The organism is Pseudomonas sp. B21-051 (genome assembly GCF_024748795.1).
Taxonomy (GTDB): Bacteria; Pseudomonadota; Gammaproteobacteria; order Pseudomonadales; family Pseudomonadaceae; genus Aquipseudomonas; species Aquipseudomonas putida_A.
Genome location: NZ_CP087166.1, coordinates 4,924,017 through 4,943,143, shown reverse-complemented (window position 1 = coordinate 4,943,143; position 19,127 = coordinate 4,924,017). Strand labels below are relative to the sequence as shown.

Annotated in this window: 15 protein-coding genes; 11 read left to right on the top strand and 4 right to left on the bottom strand. The window is 58.6% G+C overall.

Annotated features, from left to right (window positions below; all coding sequences use genetic code 11):
• Nucleotides 1–81 precede the first annotated feature (81 nt).
• Nucleotides 82–5,826 carry a M10 family metallopeptidase C-terminal domain-containing protein gene (locus LOY52_RS22175; protein ID WP_258675983.1) on the bottom strand — a complete coding sequence of 1,915 codons (5,745 nt, stop codon included), beginning with the start codon at nt 5,824–5,826 and terminating at the stop codon, nt 82–84.
• A gap of 205 nt (nt 5,827–6,031) precedes the next feature.
• Here LOY52_RS22175 and LOY52_RS22170 point away from each other — a divergent pair, with 205 nt between their 5' ends.
• Both LOY52_RS22170 and LOY52_RS22165 read left to right on the top strand, forming a co-directional pair.
• On the top strand, nt 6,032–6,676 hold the full coding sequence (locus LOY52_RS22170) for an MBL fold metallo-hydrolase (RefSeq protein ID WP_258675982.1): 645 nt from the start codon (nt 6,032–6,034) through the stop codon (nt 6,674–6,676).
• Nucleotides 6,677–6,790: 114 nt separating this feature from the next.
• A complete protein-coding gene (locus LOY52_RS22165; RefSeq protein ID WP_108590184.1) occupies nt 6,791–7,519 on the top strand; it encodes an OmpA family protein in 729 nt (242 codons plus the stop codon).
• 256 nt (nt 7,520–7,775) lie between these two features.
• Here LOY52_RS22165 and LOY52_RS22160 read toward each other — a convergent pair whose 3' ends face one another.
• Nucleotides 7,776–8,210 (bottom strand): YhcB family protein, encoded by a 435-nt coding sequence (locus LOY52_RS22160; RefSeq protein ID WP_027612195.1) that lies wholly within the window; start codon nt 8,208–8,210, stop codon nt 7,776–7,778.
• 144 nt (nt 8,211–8,354) lie between these two features.
• Between LOY52_RS22160 and LOY52_RS22155 the strand changes: the two genes are divergently transcribed.
• From LOY52_RS22155 to zapE, 3 genes are all read left to right on the top strand, one after another.
• A complete protein-coding gene (locus tag LOY52_RS22155) occupies nt 8,355–8,984 on the top strand; it encodes an alpha/beta hydrolase (protein ID WP_258675981.1) in 630 nt (209 codons plus the stop codon).
• A 24-nt stretch (nt 8,985–9,008) separates the two neighbouring features.
• Nucleotides 9,009–10,364, top strand: a complete 1,356-nt coding sequence (locus LOY52_RS22150; protein ID WP_115988926.1) for a tryptophan--tRNA ligase — start codon at nt 9,009–9,011, stop codon at nt 10,362–10,364.
• A gap of 90 nt (nt 10,365–10,454) precedes the next feature.
• Entirely contained in the window at nt 10,455–11,549 is a 1,095-nt protein-coding gene (zapE, locus tag LOY52_RS22145; RefSeq protein ID WP_041074841.1) for a cell division protein ZapE, read from the top strand.
• Nucleotides 11,550–11,688: 139 nt separating this feature from the next.
• On the opposite strand, the gene LOY52_RS22140 is transcribed toward zapE, so the two are convergent.
• On the bottom strand, nt 11,689–12,585 hold the full coding sequence (locus LOY52_RS22140) for a GlxA family transcriptional regulator (protein ID WP_171061848.1): 897 nt from the start codon (nt 12,583–12,585) through the stop codon (nt 11,689–11,691).
• A 250-nt stretch (nt 12,586–12,835) separates the two neighbouring features.
• Here LOY52_RS22140 and LOY52_RS22135 point away from each other — a divergent pair, with 250 nt between their 5' ends.
• The gene (locus tag LOY52_RS22135; protein WP_258675980.1) at nt 12,836–13,972 is read left to right on the top strand and encodes an acyl-CoA dehydrogenase family protein; all 1,137 of its coding nucleotides are present in this window, start codon (nt 12,836–12,838) and stop codon (nt 13,970–13,972) included.
• Between the two features lie 102 nt (nt 13,973–14,074).
• Here LOY52_RS22135 and LOY52_RS22130 read toward each other — a convergent pair whose 3' ends face one another.
• A complete protein-coding gene (locus tag LOY52_RS22130) occupies nt 14,075–15,115 on the bottom strand; it encodes an NADP(H)-dependent aldo-keto reductase (protein WP_139054190.1) in 1,041 nt (346 codons plus the stop codon).
• 244 nt (nt 15,116–15,359) lie between these two features.
• Here LOY52_RS22130 and rplM point away from each other — a divergent pair, with 244 nt between their 5' ends.
• The 5 genes from rplM to LOY52_RS22105 all read left to right on the top strand — a co-directional run bounded on the left by rplM (nt 15,360) and on the right by LOY52_RS22105 (nt 19,052).
• Nucleotides 15,360–15,788: a 50S ribosomal protein L13 gene (gene rplM / locus LOY52_RS22125; protein WP_003228062.1), complete on the top strand. Its 429-nt coding sequence runs from the start codon at nt 15,360–15,362 to the stop codon at nt 15,786–15,788.
• 14 nt (nt 15,789–15,802) lie between these two features.
• Nucleotides 15,803–16,195 (top strand): 30S ribosomal protein S9, encoded by a 393-nt coding sequence (rpsI, locus tag LOY52_RS22120; protein WP_003228056.1) that lies wholly within the window; start codon nt 15,803–15,805, stop codon nt 16,193–16,195.
• 270 nt (nt 16,196–16,465) lie between these two features.
• Nucleotides 16,466–17,059 (top strand): ubiquinol-cytochrome c reductase iron-sulfur subunit, encoded by a 594-nt coding sequence (petA, locus tag LOY52_RS22115; protein ID WP_003228055.1) that lies wholly within the window; start codon nt 16,466–16,468, stop codon nt 17,057–17,059.
• Nucleotides 17,059–18,270 (top strand): cytochrome bc complex cytochrome b subunit, encoded by a 1,212-nt coding sequence (locus LOY52_RS22110; RefSeq protein WP_258675979.1) that lies wholly within the window; start codon nt 17,059–17,061, stop codon nt 18,268–18,270. Before petA ends, LOY52_RS22110 begins: the two co-directional genes overlap by 1 nt.
• Nucleotides 18,270–19,052, top strand: a complete 783-nt coding sequence (locus LOY52_RS22105; RefSeq protein ID WP_258675978.1) for a cytochrome c1 — start codon at nt 18,270–18,272, stop codon at nt 19,050–19,052. The genes LOY52_RS22110 and LOY52_RS22105 overlap by 1 nt, the downstream gene beginning before the upstream one ends.
• Nucleotides 19,053–19,127: the final 75 nt, after the last annotated feature.

Below are 19,127 nucleotides of genomic sequence, written 5' to 3'. Positions count from 1 at the left end.
CGACACCCGCAAAAAAGCCCCGAATGCTCGGGGCTTTTTTGCGGGTGTCCCGACCTGCGAGCAGGTCGGGTAGCCGTTGTATCAGGCCACCAGATCGTTGGCGCTGAAGCTGTTCACACCCACCAGCTGGATCTCGAAGTCCGCACCGGCGTTACCGCTGACGTTACCCGACAGCACGTGGTCGACGAAGCGCAGTTGACCTGCGCCGGTAAAATCGGCTGCACCGATGAAAGAGAAACCATTGAAACCGGCATCCAGCAGGTTGGCATCAAATTTCGTCAGGTCGATTTTGTCGCCCTGTGCGCTGTTGAAGTCGGCGATGACATCGCGGTTGATGCCCAGACCCATTTCGCTGACAGCGCCGAAAACAAAAGTATCTGCACCGGTGCCACCAATCAGGGTGTCGGCACCTGCTCCACCGTCAAGGATGTTGTTACCGGTGTTGCCGGTGATGGTGTTGTTCAGGGCGTTGCCGCTGCCGTTGAGGTTGTCGCTGCCGCGCAGGGTCAGGATCTCGACGTTGTTGCCCAGGGTGTAGCTGACCGAAGACACGATGGTGTCGATTTCGGTTGCGGAAGTACCGAGCTCAATCACCACGTCGCCCACGTTATCCACGACATAGGTATCGTTGCCGGCACCGCCGGACATGGTATCGGCGCCTGCCTTGCCGTCGAGGATGTTGTCGGCACCGTTGCCGGTCAAGGTGTTACCCAGGTCGTTGCCGACCAGGTACAGGCTGTCATTGCCCAGCAACTGACCGGCCTCGACGTTGGCCGACAAGACATAGCTGACGCTGGTCTGCACCAGGTCGTAGCCTTCGTTGGCGTTTTCAATGACCACGTCGTTGGCATTGTCGACGATGTAAGTGTCATCGCCCGTACCGCCGCTGAGGGTATCGGCTCCTGCCCCGCCATTAAGCAGGTCGTTACCGGCCCCGCCTTGCAGGTTGTTGGCCAGGGCGTTGCCGAGCAGGGTGTTGTTCAGATCGTTGCCCAGTACGGTGAAGGTGCCGGTGGCGCCAAGGGTGACGTTCTCGATGTTGCGCAGGCTGGTGCTGTTCAGGTCGACGGTGCCGGTCTGGGCTGTCGGGGTGTAGTTGACGTACAGGGTGTCCAGGCCTTCGTTGGCCAGTTCCTGAATCAGCGCCAGTTCACCGGCCTGATCGACCAGATAGGTGTCATTACCGGCACCGCCGATCATGGTGTCCAGACCGTCGCCACCGATCAGGATGTTGTTGCCGCTGTTGCCGATCAGCACGTTGTTGAGGGCGTTGCCGCTGGCGTTGAAGTTACCGGTACCGGTGAGGGTCAGGTTTTCCACGTTGGCACTGAGGGTGTAGCTCAGCGAGGCCATGACAGTATCGATTTCGTTGGCCAGGGTGCTGGTTTCGACCACGACATCGTTGGCGTTGTCGACGATATAAGTATCGTTGCCGGTGCCACCAATCAGGGTGTCGGCACCTGCTCCACCGTCAAGGATGTTGTTGCCGGTGTTGCCGGTGATGGTGTTGTTCAGGGCGTTGCCGGTGCCGTTGAGGTTGTCGCTGCCGCGCAGGGTCAGGATCTCGACGTTGTTGCCCAGGGTGTAGCTGACCGAAGACACGATGGTGTCGATTTCGGTTGCGGAAGTACCGAGCTCAATCACCACGTCGCCCACGTTATCCACGACATAGGTATCGTTGCCGGCACCGCCGGACATGGTATCGGCGCCTGCCTTGCCGTCGAGGATGTTGTCGGCACCGTTGCCGGTCAAGGTGTTACCCAGGTCGTTGCCGACCAGGTACAGGCTGTCATTGCCCAGCAACTGACCGGCCTCGACGTTGGCCGACAAGACATAGCTGACGCTGGTCTGCACCAGGTCGTAGCCTTCGTTGGCGTTCTCAATGACCACGTCGTTGGCATTGTCGACGATGTAAGTGTCATCGCCCGTACCGCCGCTGAGGGTATCGGCTCCTGCCCCGCCATTAAGCAGGTCGTTACCGGCCCCGCCTTGCAGGTTGTTGGCCAGGGCGTTGCCGAGCAGGGTGTTGTTCAGATCGTTGCCCAGTACGGTGAAGGTGCCGGTGGCGCCAAGGGTGACGTTCTCGATGTTGCGCAGGCTGGTGCTGTTCAGGTCGACGGTGCCGGTCTGGGCTGTCGGGGTGTAGTTGACGTACAGGGTGTCCAGGCCTTCGTTGGCCAGTTCCTGAATCAGCGCCAGTTCACCGGCCTGATCGACCAGATAGGTGTCATTACCGGCACCGCCGATCATGGTGTCCAGACCGTCGCCACCGATCAGGATGTTGTTGCCGCTGTTGCCGATCAGCACGTTGTTGAGGGCGTTGCCGCTGGCGTTGAAGTTACCGGTACCGGTGAGGGTCAGGTTTTCCACGTTGGCACTGAGGGTGTAGCTCAGCGAGGCCATGACAGTATCGATTTCGTTGGCCAGGGTGCTGGTTTCGACCACGACATCGTTGGCGTTGTCGACGATATAAGTATCGTTGCCGGTGCCACCAATCAGGGTGTCGGCACCTGCTCCACCGTCAAGGATGTTGTTGCCGGTGTTGCCGGTGATGGTGTTGTTCAGGGCGTTGCCGGTGCCGTTGAGGTTGTCGCTGCCGCGCAGGGTCAGGATCTCGACGTTGTTGCCCAGGGTGTAGCTGACCGAAGACACGATGGTGTCGATTTCGGTTGCGGAAGTACCGAGCTCAATCACCACGTCGCCCACGTTATCCACGACATAGGTATCGTTGCCGGCACCGCCGGACATGGTATCGGCGCCTGCCTTGCCGTCGAGGATGTTGTCGGCACCGTTGCCGGTCAAGGTGTTACCCAGGTCGTTGCCGACCAGGTACAGGCTGTCATTGCCCAGCAACTGACCGGCCTCGACGTTGGCCGACAAGACATAGCTGACGCTGGTCTGCACCAGGTCGTAGCCTTCGTTGGCGTTCTCAATGACCACGTCGTTGGCATTGTCGACGATGTAAGTGTCATCGCCCGTACCGCCGCTGAGGGTATCGGCTCCTGCCCCGCCATTAAGCAGGTCGTTACCGGCCCCGCCTTGCAGGTTGTTGGCCAGGGCGTTGCCGAGCAGGGTGTTGTTCAGATCGTTGCCCAGTACGGTGAAGGTGCCGGTGGCGCCAAGGGTGACGTTCTCGATGTTGCGCAGGCTGGTGCTGTTCAGGTCGACGGTGCCGGTCTGGGCTGTCGGGGTGTAGTTGACGTACAGGGTGTCCAGGCCTTCGTTGGCCAGTTCCTGAATCAGCGCCAGTTCACCGGCCTGATCGACCAGATAGGTGTCATTACCGGCACCGCCGATCATGGTGTCCAGACCGTCGCCACCGATCAGGATGTTGTTGCCGCTGTTGCCGATCAGCACGTTGTTGAGGGCGTTGCCGCTGGCGTTGAAGTTACCGGTACCGGTGAGGGTCAGGTTTTCCACGTTGGCACTGAGGGTGTAGCTCAGCGAGGCCATGACAGTATCGATTTCGTTGGCCAGGGTGCTGGTTTCGACCACGACATCGTTGGCGTTGTCGACGATATAAGTATCGTTGCCGGTGCCACCAATCAGGGTGTCGGCACCTGCTCCACCGTCAAGGATGTTGTTGCCGGTGTTGCCGGTGATGGTGTTGTTCAGGGCGTTGCCGGTGCCGTTGAGGTTGTCGCTGCCGCGCAGGGTCAGGATCTCGACGTTGTTGCCCAGGGTGTAGCTGACCGAAGACACGATGGTGTCGATTTCGGTTGCGGAAGTACCGAGCTCAATCACCACGTCGCCCACGTTATCCACGACATAGGTATCGTTGCCGGCACCGCCGGACATGGTATCGGCGCCTGCCTTGCCGTCGAGGATGTTGTCGGCACCGTTGCCGGTCAAGGTGTTACCCAGGTCGTTGCCGACCAGGTACAGGCTGTCATTGCCCAGCAACTGACCGGCCTCGACGTTGGCCGACAAGACATAGCTGACGCTGGTCTGCACCAGGTCGTAGCCTTCGTTGGCGTTCTCAATGACCACGTCGTTGGCATTGTCGACGATGTAAGTGTCATCGCCCGTACCGCCGCTGAGGGTATCGGCTCCTGCCCCGCCATTAAGCAGGTCGTTACCGGCCCCGCCTTGCAGGTTGTTGGCCAGGGCGTTGCCGAGCAGGGTGTTGTTCAGATCGTTGCCCAGTACGGTGAAGGTGCCGGTGGCGCCAAGGGTGACGTTCTCGATGTTGCGCAGGCTGGTGCTGTTCAGGTCGACGGTGCCGGTCTGGGCTGTCGGGGTGTAGTTGACGTACAGGGTGTCCAGGCCTTCGTTGGCCAGTTCCTGAATCAGCGCCAGTTCACCGGCCTGATCGACCAGATAGGTGTCATTACCGGCACCGCCGATCATGGTGTCCAGACCGTCGCCACCGATCAGGATGTTGTTGCCGCTGTTGCCGATCAGCACGTTGTTGAGGGCGTTGCCGCTGGCGTTGAAGTTACCGGTACCGGTGAGGGTCAGGTTTTCCACGTTGGCACTGAGGGTGTAGCTCAGCGAGGCCATGACAGTATCGATTTCGTTGGCCAGGGTGCTGGTTTCGACCACGACATCGTTGGCGTTGTCGACGATATAAGTATCGTTGCCGGTGCCACCAATCAGGGTGTCGGCACCTGCTCCCCCGTCAAGGATGTTGTTGCCGGTGTTGCCGGTGATGGTGTTGTTCAGGGCGTTGCCGGTGCCGTTGAGGTTGTCGCTGCCCCACAGGACGAGGTTTTCGAGGTTGTTGCCCAGTGAGTAATTCAGTGCGGCAATGACTGTATCGATTTCGGTCGGGGAGGTGCCGATCTCGATCACCACATCTCCGACGTTGTCGACGATATAGGTGTCGTTGCCACCACCACCGGACATGGTGTCGGCGCCCGCTCTGCCATCCAGCAGGTTATCCAGGCTATTACCGGTCAACACGTCATTGAAGGCTGATCCGATAGCGTTCTCGATCTTGGCGCCAATCGCGATCCCGAGACCGTCATTGATCAAGGTGTTGGTGTTGAGGTCGGTGAAGGCTTTACCGATCTGGCTGTAGGCGCCCTCATTCAAATTGATGTTGACGGCTGCGAGCTGGTTGCTGCCATCAATGGTGTCATTGCCACCTGCGTCCCAGATCGTCTCGAAGACGGACTGGTTGGCATCCCATTTGTAAACGTTGTCGCCGGTTTGCCAAAGCATGTTGGCGCCATACAGGCTTTGCATCGCAATGATGTCCAGCACCATTGGCGTCGTTGGCTGATAGGAATAGTTGCTGTTGTAACTCATCACGGTGAAGTGAACGTCATCAAACGACGGATCGAGCAATTGTTTGTTGGCTGCACTTGTATCGAAAGGATGCTTGAGACCCAGGGCATGTCCGATTTCATGCACAAAAGTCAGGTAGTCGTAGGTGCCTTTGACCGGATTCGGATCATCAGTAGCCATCCCGACCCATACATCGCCCGCAGCGGGCAAGTTGTCAGGAAAGTAAGCCCACGCCGCCGTTTTGTTGTCCATCAACCGATAGCCACCGAAGCGCAGATCACCCACAGTGCCCAGGTTATCGCTGGTCAGGGTGAAATTGATGTTGGCAACAGCACTCCACGCCCCCAGGGCCCCGATAATCGAAGTCTTCTGCGCGGTCGTCAGTTCATACAGTGCGTTGTATTCGTTCTTGGGGCTGTAATTGGTGGCGAAGTACGAAGTCCCCGGAGCCATGAAGCTATAACTGAGGTTGGTCGCCCCGAATGGATTCCAGTCGGATCCGAGCCAGAATTTACCGGCAATAAGGCTGTCGACGAGCGCGTTGCCAGTCAGTGAAGCGGGAAACGTGAAGGAGTACGTCAAGGGCGTAGGCATGCGGGGATTTCCTGAGTGCGCTGCGGCCCTTCCTGAATGCGACCGCTACAAAAAAATGCGATTTTGCACCAGAAACAATACATTTGACATCATTGAGCCATCATTTTTCGGATTGGTGGCGTCAAATAACTGACCGGGCGATCTGTATCGGCATGTGCAGTAGAATTCTGAAATAAGCCTCACGACCGTTCGTCCAGGATTTTTCATGACTGCTCTCAGCTCTACACTCATCCGCGAAACCTTCCCCGTCGGCCCGCTCCAGTGCAACTGCACGATCATCGGCGACCCGCTCACTAAAAAAGCCATCGTCGTCGATCCGGGCGGCAATCCTGACCTGATCATGGCGCGCCTCGATGCTCTTGGTCTGAAAGTGGTCAGCATCATCCACACCCACGCGCATCTCGATCACTTCCTCGCCTCCGGTCAGATGAAAGAGAAAACCGGTGCGACCCTGCACCTGCACAAGGAAGACCAGTTCCTGTGGGACAACCTCGAGATGCAATGCCAGATGTTCGGTGTGCCGTACTCTCCGGTGCCGTCACCGGATCGTTGGTTGAGCGACGATGAAGAACTGGCTTGCGGCTGTGGTGTCGCGCTGCATACCCCGGGACATACACCTGGTTCCATGAGCTTTTGGTTTTCCGAGGCTAAGCTGTTGATTGCCGGCGACACGTTGTTTCGTCGCGGGGTAGGGCGCACGGATTTGTGGGGCGGCGATCAGGCGACCATCGTGCGATCGATCAAGCAGCGGCTGTACACGCTCGACGAAGACGCAATCGTGGTTGCCGGGCATGGTCCGGACACGCGTCTCGGAGATGAAATGCGCGAAAACCCGTTCGTGCGCGCCTAAACATTTTGTCACGAGTGTGCAGCGGAATTTTTCGGCATTGTCATGATCCAACGCCCGCACAGGTCTATTGCCTGGGGCCGCTGCCACACAGAATGCGAAAATCAGGAGCTCTTCATGTTCACCACGCCTCGTTTGATTATTGTTGCTACTGCTGTAGCCATGTTGGCCGGCTGCGCCTCGCCCAACCCGTATGACAACCAGGGCCAGGCCGACGGTGGCGGTGTGAGCAAAACCGCCAAGTACGGTGGCCTCGGCGCTCTGGCCGGTGCTTTGGCGGGTGCCGCCATCGACCACAACAACCGTGGCAAGGGCGCCCTGATTGGCGCGGCGGTGGTCGGTGCATCGGCCGCGGGTTACGGTTACTACGCCGACCAGCAAGAGAAAAAGCTGCGCGCCAGCATGGCCAACACCGGGGTTGAAGTGCAGCGCCAGGGCGATCAGATCAAGCTGATCATGCCGGGCAACATCACCTTCGCCACCGATTCGGCGAACATCGCCCCAAGCTTCTACCAGCCGCTGAACAACCTGGCGAACTCGCTGAAGGAGTTCAACCAGAACCAGATCGAAATCGTCGGCTACACCGACAGCACCGGCAGCCGCCAGCACAACATGGACCTGTCTCAGCGTCGTGCGCAGAGCGTGGCGACCTACCTGACCTCGCAAGGTGTCAGCGGTGCCAACCTCTCGGCCCGTGGCGCCGGCCCGGATAACCCGATTGCCAGTAACGGCGACGTCAATGGCCGCGCGCAGAACCGTCGCGTCGAGGTCAACCTGAAGGCGATCCCGGGTCAGCAGTATGGTGGTCAGCAGCAACAGCCGGGTACGGTTCAGCAGTATCCGTAAGCGATCGTCCGAATGAAAAAATGCCCGGTCTGAGCCCGGGCATTTTTATGGTCTGAACGCAGTTGCCCTGTAGGAGCTGCGGCACGCTGCGATCTTTTGATCTTTAGCTTTGACACCAAGATCAAAAGATCGCAGCCTCGTTTCACTCGGCAGCTCCTACAGGGTTATTGGGACAGTCAACAGAAGCTCGATAGGCACAAAAAAGCCCCCGGACAACCGAATTGTCCGGGGGCTTTTTGTTGGGCGCGAAACCCGATTACTTCTTCAGGCCGTAATGCTCATCGAGCATGCCCGGCGAGTTCGGGGCTTTCGGTGCGTAGTCGCGTGGCGGCTCCTGATCGCGCGGTGGCGTCAGACGTTCGCGCGGTGCCTGCGCGGCATCGGCGTGCAAAGCAGCGATCAGGCGTTGACGGGTCTGCTCGTCCAGGGCCAGACGGTTGGCACCCTCGGCGAGGTGATCCTGCACTTCCTGATAGCTTTGGGTCAGCTTCTTGACCAGCGTTGCGGTGCTGTTGAAGTGGGTGACCACCTCGTTTTGATAGCTGTCGAAACGCTCCTGGATATCATCCAGTTGACGCTGCGTGCGGCTCGGCGCGGCATTCGGTGCGACGCGAGCGATCAGGAATCCAATGGCGACACCCACAACCAGGGCAAGAGTCGGTAACAACCAAACTAAGAGCGAGTGTTCCACGAGTCCTTCCTCTATAAACGGCTTTGCTTTACGTTAACGGCTCGAACCTGCGCTGTATACCGCGATTCACTCGCAATAGATTGGCACAGACAATTTGCTAGACGAGTCGACCCGATTCGAGGTCACGGAGTTCCTTCCTTGCTGATGCGTGAAACCCCTGTAGTGATTGCCGGCCCAGTCGGCCAAATCGAAGCGCTGTACCTCGATAACGAGCAGCCAGTCGGCATCGCGCTGATCTGCCATCCGAACCCGGTGCAGGGCGGCACCATGCTCAACAAGGTCGTCTCGACCCTGCAGCGCACCGCGCGCGACGCCGGTCTGATTACCTTGCGCTTCAACTATCGCGGCGTCGGTGCCAGCGAAGGTTCCCACGACATGGGCAGCGGTGAAGTCGACGACGCTCAGGCTGCCGCCGCCTGGCTACTGGAAAAGCATCCGGAGCTGCCGCTGACCCTGTTCGGTTTCTCCTTCGGCGGATTTGTTGCAGCAAGTCTCGGCGGCCGTCTCGAAGCGCAAGGCGTGCAGTCGAAGCACCTGTTCATGGTCGCGCCGGCGGTGATGCGTCTGGGCGATCAGGATCAACTGCCACAGCACGGCGAGTTGACCGTGATCCAGCCGGAAACCGACGAAGTGATCGATCCGCAGTTGGTCTACGACTGGTCGGAACAACTCCAACGCCCCCATGAGCTGCTGAAAGTGGCAGAATGCGGACACTTTTTTCATGGCAAGCTGACCGATCTCAAGGATCTGATCCTGCCGCGTCTCTCGAATTGATTGCAGTCTGACAAGCGATTACCCATGACGAACCGTACCCGTATCCTCACCGGCATCACCACCACCGGCACGCCGCACCTGGGCAACTACGCCGGCGCCATTCGCCCGGCGATCCTCGCGAGCCGCGACAGCAATGCCGATTCGTTCTACTTCCTGGCCGACTACCACGCCCTGATCAAATGCGATGACCCGCTGCGCATCCAGCGCTCGCGTCTGGAAATCGCCGCGACCTGGCTGGCCGGTGGCCTGGATGTCGATCGCGTGACCTTCTATCGCCAGTCCGACATCCCGGAAATCCCTGAGCTGACCTGGCTGCTGACCTGCGTCGCCGCCAAGGGCCTGCTCAACCGTGCGCACGCCTACAAGGCCTCGGTGGACAAGAACGTCGAGAGCGGTGAAGACCCGGATGCCGGGATCACCATGGGCCTCTACAGCTACCCGGTGCTGATGGCGGCGGACATCCTGATGTTCAACGCGCACAAGGTGCCGGTCGGTCGCGACCAGATCCAGCACGTGGAAATGGCCCGCGACATCGGTCAGCGCTTCAACCATCTGTTCGGCCAGGGCAAGGAGTTCTTCACCATGCCCGAAGCGCTGATCGAGGAAAGTGTGGCGACGTTGCCGGGCCTCGACGGGCGCAAGATGTCCAAGAGCTACGACAACACCATCCCGCTGTTCTCCAGCGCCAAGGAGATGAAAGACGCGATCTCGCGGATCGTCACCGACTCCAAAGCGCCGGGCGAAGCCAAGGATCCGGACAACTCGCACCTGTTCACCTTGTTCCAGGCGTTCGCCACGCCGGCGCAGGCTGACGAATTCCGCAGCGAACTGCTCGGCGGTCTGGGTTGGGGCGAGGCGAAAAACCGTCTGTTCCAGTTGCTGGATAACGAGTTGGGCGAGTCCCGCGAGCGTTACCACCAGTTGATCGAACGCCCGGCGGATCTGGAAGACATCCTGCAACACGGCGCGAAAAAGGCCCGTGCGGTGGCGACGCCGTTCCTCAACGAACTGCGTGAAGCGGTCGGCCTGCGTTCTTTCGTCAATCAAGTGCAAGTCGCTGCGACCACCAAAAAGAAAGCCGTGAAAGCTGCACGTTTCGTCAGCTTCCGTGAAGACGACGGCAGCTTCCGCTTCCGTCTGCTGGCGGCCGATGGCGAGCAACTGCTGCTGTCGCGCAACTTTGCCGACGGCAAAACCGCCGGCCAGGTGACCAAGCAACTGCAAGCCGGTCAGGCGCTGGACATCCGCAATCAAGACCTGAGCTTCAGCGTGTGGCTCGAAGGCGAGTGCGTCGGTGACAGCCCGGCGTTCGCTGATGCTGCTGCGCGGGACGCGGCCATCGAGGCTCTGCGCGTTGCACTGACCCCGGTTCAGGACTAATCCGCGGCGCGGCCCGACCAAGGGCTGATTGCCATTCCTACGGGCCGTCGCTACAGTGACGGCCCGTTTTTGTTGCCTTGCTAACGAATTATGACGCCCCTAGAACGATACCAAGCTGATCTGAAACGCCCGGACTTCTTCCATGACGCGGCGCAGGAAACTGCCGTGCGTCATCTGCAGCGCCTGTATGACGATCTGATCGCGGCCGAGCAGAACAAGCCGGGTTTGCTGGGCAAGCTGTTTGGCAAGAAGGATCAGACGCCGGTCAAGGGCCTGTACTTCTGGGGCGGCGTGGGTCGCGGCAAGACTTACCTGGTCGACACCTTCTTCGAAGCGCTGCCGTTCAAGGAAAAGACCCGCACTCACTTCCACCGCTTCATGAAACGTGTGCACGAAGAGATGAAAACCCTCGGCGGCGAGAAAAACCCGCTGACCATCATCGCCAAGCGCTTTGCGACCGAGTCACGAGTGATCTGCTTCGATGAATTCTTCGTCTCCGACATCACCGACGCGATGATCCTCGGCACGCTGATGGAAGAACTGTTCAAGAACGGCGTGACCCTGGTCGCGACCTCGAACATCGTTCCGGATGGCCTGTACAAGGACGGTCTGCAGCGTGCGCGCTTCCTGCCGGCCATTGCGCTGATCAAGCAGAACACTGAAATCGTTAACGTCGACAGCGGCGTCGACTACCGTCTGCGCCACCTCGAACAAGCGGAGCTGTTCCACTATCCGCTGGACGAAGCCGCGCACGAAAGCCTGCGCAAGAGCTTCAAGGCACTCACACCAGAGTGCACTGCAGCGGTCGAGAACGATGTGCTGATCATTGAAAACCGTGAAATCCGTGCGCTGCGCACCTGCGACGACGTAGCCTGGTTCGACTTCCGCGAACTGTGCGACGGCCCACGCAGCCAGAACGATTACATCGAACTGGGCAAGATCTTCCACGCTGTGCTGCTTAGCGGCGTCGAGCAGATGAGCGTCACCACCGACGACATCGCCCGGCGCTTCATCAACATGGTCGACGAGTTCTACGACCGTAACGTCAAGCTGATCATTTCTGCCGAAGTCGAGTTGAAAGACCTTTACACCGGCGGACGCCTGACGTTCGAGTTCCAGCGTACCCTCAGCCGTCTGCTGGAGATGCAATCCCACGAATTCCTGTCCCGGGCGCACAAGCCTTAAACCGATTCGGCATATAAAAAAGGGCCTGCAATTGCAGGCCCTTTTTTGTGCGCGGAAGAATCAAAGGATCGCAGGCTTCGCCAGCTCCTACAGGTGCATCCCAATCTGTAGGAGCTGCCGCAGGCTGCGATCTTTTGCTTTAGGCGGCCTGCTGAAACTGCTGCCGATACTGGTTCGGCGACAGCTCCGTATGCTGGCGAAACAGCCGCGCAAAGAAACTCGCATCGTCGTACCCGACCTCATAACTGATGGTCTTGATGCTCTTGCGGCTGCCCGACAACAGACCCTTGGCGGTCTCGATGCGCAGGCGTTGCAGGTAGTGCAGCGGTTTGTCGCCGGTCGCGGTCTGAAAGCGGCGCATGAAGTTGCGGATGCTCATGCCGTGCTCGCGGGCCACGTCTTCGAAGCGGAACTTGTCGGCGAAATGCTCTTCGAGCCAGTGCTGGATCTGCAGGATGATCACGTCCTGGTGCAGCTTCTGCCCGCCGAACCCGATGCGACCCGGCGAATAGCTGCGCTGCACTTCATACAAAATGTCGCGGGCCACGGCTTGCGCCACGTTGGCGCCGCAGAAGCGTTCGATCAGGTAGATATAGAGGTCGCAGGCCGAAGTGGTGCCGCCGGCGCAATACAGATTGTCGGCGTCGGTCAGGTGCTTGTCCTGATTGAGGTACACCTTGGGGAAGCGTTCGGCGAAGGCATTGAAGAAACGCCAGTAGGTGGTCGCTTCCTTGCCATTGAGCAGTCCGGCCTCGGCCAGCCAGAACACCCCGGTGGCTTCGCCGCAGAGCACGGCACCGCGTGCGTGCTGCTCGCGCAGCCACGGCAGGATTTGTGGATAACGGCCGCACAGGGTTTCGAAGTCGTCCCAGAACGCCGGGAGGATGATGACGTCGGCGTTTTCCAGGCCGCCGTCCACCGGCATCATCACGTCACTGAAGCTGTTCACCGGTTTGCCGTCTGGGCTGACCAGGCGGGTTTCAAACGCCGGTGTCAGGCCGTGGCCCAGTTGTTTGCCGTAACGCAGGCTGGCCAGATGGAAGAAATCCTTGGCTTGCATGAGAGTGGATGCGAAAACCCGGTCGATTGCCAGGATGCTGACGCGCCGCAAGGGCGTGGAGACTTGCTTGGACATAATTCAACTTTTGTTTTGTTTTTATAAGGGAAAGTGGTCACCAGACGGCTGGATCGTCTTATTTTTTGTCGGATGTGTCCAGTGTCCTGTGTCGGAGGTGAGGCTTAGTCTCTGAAGGTCATAATTCTCCAACAAGAATGAAAGGTGCCGCATGATCCCCAGAACCTTGTTCAGCTCCGAGCACGAATTGTTCCGCGACAGCGTACGAACCTTCCTCGAAAAAGAGGCCGTGCCGTTCCATGCGCAATGGGAGAAACAAGGCCACATCGACCGCAAGTTGTGGAACAAGGCCGGGGAGGCGGGGATGCTCTGCTCGCACCTGCCGGAAGAATACGGCGGTCTGGGTGCGGACTTTCTGTACAGCGCGGTGGTGATCGAAGAGGTTGGTCGCTTGGGTCTGACCGGTATCGGTTTCTCGCTGCATTCGGACATCGTCGCGCCGTATATCCTGCATTACGGCAGTGAAGCGCTGAAGCACAAATACCTGCCGAAACTGGTCTCGGGCGAGATGGTCAGCGCGATTGCCATGACCGAGCCGGGTGCCGGTTCCGACCTGCAAGGGGTCAAGACCACGGCGGTGCTGGATGGCGACGAGTACGTGATCAACGGCTCCAAGACCTTCATTACCAACGGCTTCCTCGCTGACCTGGTGATTGTGGTCGCCAAGACCGATCCGAAGGCCGGCGCCAAGGGCACCAGCCTGTTTGTGGTAGAGGCGAATATGCCGGGCTTCGAGAAGGGCAAACGCCTGGAGAAGGTCGGAATGAAGGCCCAGGACACGTCGGAATTGTTCTTCCAGGACGTGCGCGTTCCCAAGGAAAACCTGCTGGGTCAGGCCGGGGCAGGGTTTGCCTACCTGATGCAGGAATTGCCGCAGGAACGTCTCACGGTGGCGATTGGTGGTCTGGCCTCAGCCGAAGCTGCGCTGAAGTGGACGCTGGATTACACCCGTGATCGCAAGGCGTTCGGCAAGGCGATCGCCGATTTCCAGAACACCCGCTTCAAACTGGCGGAAATGGCGACGGAAATTCAGATCGGCCGAGTATTTGTCGACAAGTGCCTGGAACTGCATCTGCTGGGCAAACTGGATGTGCCGACGGCGGCGATGGCCAAATACTGGGGCACCGACCTGCAATGCAAGGTGCTCGACGAGTGCGTGCAGTTGCATGGCGGCTACGGCTTCATGTGGGAGTACCCGGTGGCCCGGGCGTGGGCGGATGCGCGCGTGCAGCGCATCTATGCCGGCACCAATGAAATCATGAAGGAGATCATTGCGCGGTCGCTGTGAGTTTTGCAGTGAATTGATGGGCCCCTTCGCGAGCAGGCTCGCTCCCACAGGGATTACCGTACCTGTGGGAGCGAGCCTGCTCGCGAAGCTTTTAGCGGTCGATCAAGGCGCCGGATTCGGATGATCCTTGTGAATCGCTTCGATTCCCGCCAGCACTTCATCGGAAAGTTTCAGATCAAAACTGGCAATGTTGCTGTCCAGTTGCTCAAGTGTCGTCGCGCCAATGATGTTGCTGGTGACGAACGGTTGCTGAGTAACGAACGCCAGCGCCATCTGCGCCGGATCCAGACCGTGTTCACGGGCCAGGGCCACATAACGGCTGCAGGCAGCTTCCGATTGCGCGTTGAAATAGCGGCTGAAGCGGCTGTAGAGGCTCAGGCGACCTTTCGGTGGGCGAGCGCCACCTTCGTACTTGCCGGACAGGAAACCGAACGCCAGCGGCGAGTAGGCGAGCAGGCCACACTGTTCGCGGATGGCAATTTCCGCCAGGCCGATTTCGAAGCTGCGGTTGAGCAGGTTGTACGGGTTCTGGATCGACACCGCACGCGGCCAGCCACGGGCTTCGGCCAGGGCGAGGAAACGCATGGTGCCCCACGGGGTTTCGTTGGACAGGCCGATATGGCGGATCTTGCCGGCCTTGACCTGCTCGTCGAGCGCTTCGAGGGTGTCTTCGAGCGGCGTCAGGTTGGCTTCGATCTTGTGCTTGTAGCCCAGCTGTCCGAAAAAGTTGGTGCTGCGCTCTGGCCAGTGCAATTGATACAGGTCGATGTAGTCAGTCTGCAGGCGCTCAAGGCTGGCATCCACCGCGGCGGTGATGTGCTGGCGGTTGTGGCGCAGGTTTTTGTCGCGGATGTAGTCGATGGTGTTGCCGGGGCCGGCGATCTTGCTCGCGAGGATCCAGTCGGCGCGGTCGCCGCGACGCTTGAAGTAGTTGCCGATGTAGCGCTCGGTGGTGGCGTAGGTGTCGGCTTTCGGCGGCACCGGGTACATCTCGGCGGTGTCGATGAAATTGATCCCGGCTTCCTTGGCCCGCTCGATCTGGGCGAAGGCTTCAGCCTCAGTGTTTTGCTCGCCCCAGGTCATGGTGCCGAGGCAGATTGCACTCACGTTCAGGTCGGTACGGCCTAGCTGGCGATAGTCCATCGGGTGCTCCTTGGGCAAAACAATCATAAAAGCAGGTTGAAAAATTTTTCGCAATCTGCATAATTGCCGACCTCTTTCTGCAGTGGAAGTGATGCGCCGCCGCCGAAGAATCTTGCCGTTGAACGGACGCGCCGACCCGAGCCCCCGAAAGCGTCTGTATCCGGCTGCCTTTGACTTGTCAAAGTACGCACTATTCAGTAAGATCCGCCGTCTTATTTACAGGCGGCCCCTGAGGCTATAAAGAATGAAAACTTTTACTGCTAAACCGGAAACAGTAAAGCGCGACTGGTTTGTCGTCGACGCTGCTGGTCAGACCCTGGGTCGTCTGGCCACCGAAATCGCGAGCCGTCTGCGTGGCAAGCACAAGCCTGAGTACACTCCTCACGTTGACACCGGCGACTACATCGTCGTAATCAACGCCGAGCAGATCCGTGTTACCGGCGCTAAAACCACTGACAAAATGTACTACTCCCACTCCGGTTTCCCGGGCGGCATCAAGTCGATCAACTTTGAAAAGCTGATCGCCAAAGCCCCTGAGCGCGTGATCGAGACCGCGGTTAAAGGCATGCTGCCTAAGAACCCGCTGGGTCGTGACATGTACCGTAAGCTGAAAGTCTATGCGGGCGCTGCACACCCTCATACTGCTCAGCAGCCCCAAGAACTGAAGATTTAACGGAATAGTTCATTATGTCGGCGACTCAAAATTACGGCACTGGCCGTCGCAAGACCGCAACCGCACGCGTTTTCCTGCGTCCGGGTACTGGTAACATCTCCATCAACAACCGTTCGCTGGATAACTTCTTCGGCCGCGAAACTGCCCGCATGGTAGTTCGTCAGCCGCTGGAGCTGACCGAGACTGTCGAGAAATTCGACATCTACGTCACCGTGATCGGCGGTGGTGTAAGTGGTCAAGCTGGCGCAATCCGCCACGGCATCACTCGCGCTCTGATGGACTACGACGAAACCCTGCGTAGCGCTCTGCGCAAAGCTGGCTTCGTTACTCGCGACGCCCGTGAAGTTGAACGTAAGAAAGTTGGTCTGCGTAAAGCGCGTAAGCGTCCGCAGTACTCGAAGCGTTAATTCGTTTCCACGTTCAAAAAAGAACGCCCGATTCCTCACGGAACCGGGCGTTTTTTTATGCCCGCGATTTATCAAAAGAATTGCGCTGTGACAACTTGCCACATTCGTAGACCCCCTATACTGCAAGGCTTGAGGGTATGAGCTCCGGGTAATTCCCTTGTCAGAATTGGGGCTTTTCATTACCATCTCGGCAAAATTTTTATAAGTAACATTGATTTATTTAGTAGATGCCTGATTTAACAGGCCACAAAGCTGATGGGAGAGGACTGAATGAGCAATGACGGCGTGAATGCAGGCCGGCGTCGCTTCTTGGTAGCAGCCACATCCGTGGTGGGTGCTGCAGGAGCGGTGGGGGCTGCGGTCCCGTTCGTGGGGTCATGGTTTCCCAGTGCCAAGGCGAAAGCCGCCGGTGCACCGGTGAAAGTGAATGTCAGCAAGATCGAGCCAGGACAGCAGATGATTGCCGAGTGGCGCGGCCAGCCGGTGTTCATTGTCCGCCGTACTGCGGAAATCCTGGGGAATCTCAAGAAGATCGAGGGCCAGCTCTCCGATCCGACTTCCAAAAACTCCACGCAACCTACCTATGTCGATCCTGAAGTGCGCTCGATCAAGCCGGAAATTCTGCTGCTGATCGGGATCTGCACGCACCTGGGTTGCTCACCAACCTTCCGTCCCGAAGTGGCACCTGCGGATCTGGGTAAAGACTGGGTCGGTGGCTATTTCTGCCCTTGCCACGGTTCCCACTACGATCTGGCTGGCCGCGTCTACAAGTCGCAACCTGCGCCTTTGAACCTGCCAGTTCCCCCGCATTCCTATGAGACCGATGACCTGATTGTCATTGGCGTCGATACGGAGAAAGCGTGATGAGCAAGTTCATGGATTGGGTGGATGCGCGCTTCCCCGCGACCAAAATGTGGGAAGACCATCTCAGCAAGTATTACGCGCCAAAAAACTTCAACTTCTTCTATTTCTTCGGCTCCCTGGCGCTGCTGGTGCTGGTCAACCAGATCGTCACCGGTGTCTGGCTGACGATGAGCTACACCCCGTCGGCAGAAGAGGCGTTCGCCTCTGTCGAATACATCATGCGCGATGTCGAGTACGGCTCGATCCTGCGTCTGCTGCACTCGACCGGCGCGTCGGCGTTCTTCATCGTGGTCTATCTGCACATGTTCCGTGGCCTGCTCTACGGTTCTTACCAGAAACCACGTGAACTCGTCTGGGTGTTCGGCATGCTGATCTACCTGGCGCTGATGGCCGAGGCCTTCATGGGTTATCTGCTGCCGTGGGGCCAGATGTCCTACTGGGGTGCCCAGGTGATCATCTCGCTGTTCGGTGCGATTCCGGTGATCGGTAACGACCTGACCCAGTGGATTCGTGGTGACTACCTGATCTCCGGAATCACCCTGAACCGCTTCTTCGCCCTGCACGTCGTGGCGCTGCCGATCGTGATCCTTGGTCTGGTGGTGCTGCACATTCTGGCGCTGCACGAAGTGGGTTCGAACAACCCTGATGGCGTCGACATCAAGAAGCACAAAGACGAAAACGGTATCCCGCTGGATGGCATTGCCTTCCATCCGTACTACACCGTGAAAGACATCGTCGGTGTGGTGGTGTTCCTGTTTATCTTCTGCTTTATCGTGTTTTTCTTCCCGGAAATGGGCGGCTACTTCCTCGAAAAACCAAACTTCGAGCAAGCCAACCCGTTCAAGACGCCTGAGCACATTGCACCGGTCTGGTACTTCACGCCGTTCTACGCGATCTTGCGTGCGATCCCGGACAAACTCATGGGCGTGATCGCCATGGGCGCCTCGATTGCCATGTTGTTCGTGCTGCCGTGGCTGGATCGCAGTCCGGTCAAATCGATGCGCTACAAGGGCTGGATGAGCAAAGCCTGGCTGGTGGTGTTCTGCATTTCCTTTGTGATCCTCGGCATTCTGGGCGTACTGGCCCCGACGCCGGAGCGCACGCTGGTGTCGCAGGTCTGCACCTTCCTGTACTTCGCCTACTTCATTCTGATGCCGTTCTACACCAGGCTCGAGAAGACCAAACCGGTTCCGGAAAGGGTGACTGGCTGATGAAAAAGTTATTTTTTGCTCTGATTTTTGCTGCTCTGCCTGTGCTGTCTTTCGCCGCCGAACACGGTGGTCCGGAGCTGGAAAAAATCGAAATCGACCTGTCCGACAAGGCTGCCCTGCAAGATGGTGCGCGGACCTTCGCCAACTATTGCATGGGTTGCCACAGTGCCAAGTTCCAGCGTTACGAGCGGGTTGCCGATGATCTTGGTATTCCCCACGAAATGATGCTCGAGAAGCTGGTGTTCACTGGCGCCAAGATCGGCGACCACATGAACATCGGCATGCAGCCGGCGGACGCCAAGACCTGGTTCGGTGCTGCTCCGCCGGACCTGACCCTGGTGGCGCGTGTGCGTGGCACTGACTGGCTCTACGGTTACCTGCGCTCGTTCTACGAAGATCCGGCACGTCCTTGGGGCGTGAACAACAAGGTCTTCCCGAGCGTCGGCATGCCTAACGTGCTGGTCGGCCTGCAAGGTCGTCAGGTAGTGGGCTGCAAGCAAGTGCAGATCGTCGAGGATGGCAAGAAGCAATACGATCCGCTGACCGGTACGCCGCTGACGCATGAAGCGTGCGATCAGCTGACCATCGTGCCGAAATCCGGTGCTCTGAACGAAGAGCAGTTCGATGAGAAGGTCAAGAATCTGGTAACCTTCCTGGCTTACTCGGCTAACCCGGTTAAGCTGCAACATCAGCGCATCGGTACTTACGTCTTGCTGTACCTGGCGTTCTTCTTTGTGTTCGCCTACCTGCTCAAGCGTGAATACTGGAAAGACGTGCACTGATACGCTTCAAGCATTGCTGTTAATCGCGCGCGCCCAAGGGTGCCTCCGATAACGCAATGTCTGGTTCGCCAGACA

Coding starts and splice junctions, on each gene's coding strand:
- LOY52_RS22170 (WP_258675982.1), top strand. CDS start 6,032: ATGACTGCTCTCAGCTCTACACTCATCCGCGAAACCTTCCCCGTCGGC.
- rplM (WP_003228062.1), top strand. CDS start 15,360: ATGAAAACTTTTACTGCTAAACCGGAAACAGTAAAGCGCGACTGGTTT.
- LOY52_RS22155 (WP_258675981.1), top strand. CDS start 8,355: ATGCGTGAAACCCCTGTAGTGATTGCCGGCCCAGTCGGCCAAATCGAA.
- LOY52_RS22110 (WP_258675979.1), top strand. CDS start 17,059: ATGAGCAAGTTCATGGATTGGGTGGATGCGCGCTTCCCCGCGACCAAA.
- LOY52_RS22165 (WP_108590184.1), top strand. CDS start 6,791: ATGTTCACCACGCCTCGTTTGATTATTGTTGCTACTGCTGTAGCCATG.
- LOY52_RS22130 (WP_139054190.1), bottom strand. CDS start 15,115: ATGGACTATCGCCAGCTAGGCCGTACCGACCTGAACGTGAGTGCAATC.
- LOY52_RS22135 (WP_258675980.1), top strand. CDS start 12,836: ATGATCCCCAGAACCTTGTTCAGCTCCGAGCACGAATTGTTCCGCGAC.
- LOY52_RS22150 (WP_115988926.1), top strand. CDS start 9,009: ATGACGAACCGTACCCGTATCCTCACCGGCATCACCACCACCGGCACG.
- LOY52_RS22175 (WP_258675983.1), bottom strand. CDS start 5,826: ATGCCTACGCCCTTGACGTACTCCTTCACGTTTCCCGCTTCACTGACT.
- rpsI (WP_003228056.1), top strand. CDS start 15,803: ATGTCGGCGACTCAAAATTACGGCACTGGCCGTCGCAAGACCGCAACC.
- petA (WP_003228055.1), top strand. CDS start 16,466: ATGAGCAATGACGGCGTGAATGCAGGCCGGCGTCGCTTCTTGGTAGCA.
- LOY52_RS22105 (WP_258675978.1), top strand. CDS start 18,270: ATGAAAAAGTTATTTTTTGCTCTGATTTTTGCTGCTCTGCCTGTGCTG.
- zapE (WP_041074841.1), top strand. CDS start 10,455: ATGACGCCCCTAGAACGATACCAAGCTGATCTGAAACGCCCGGACTTC.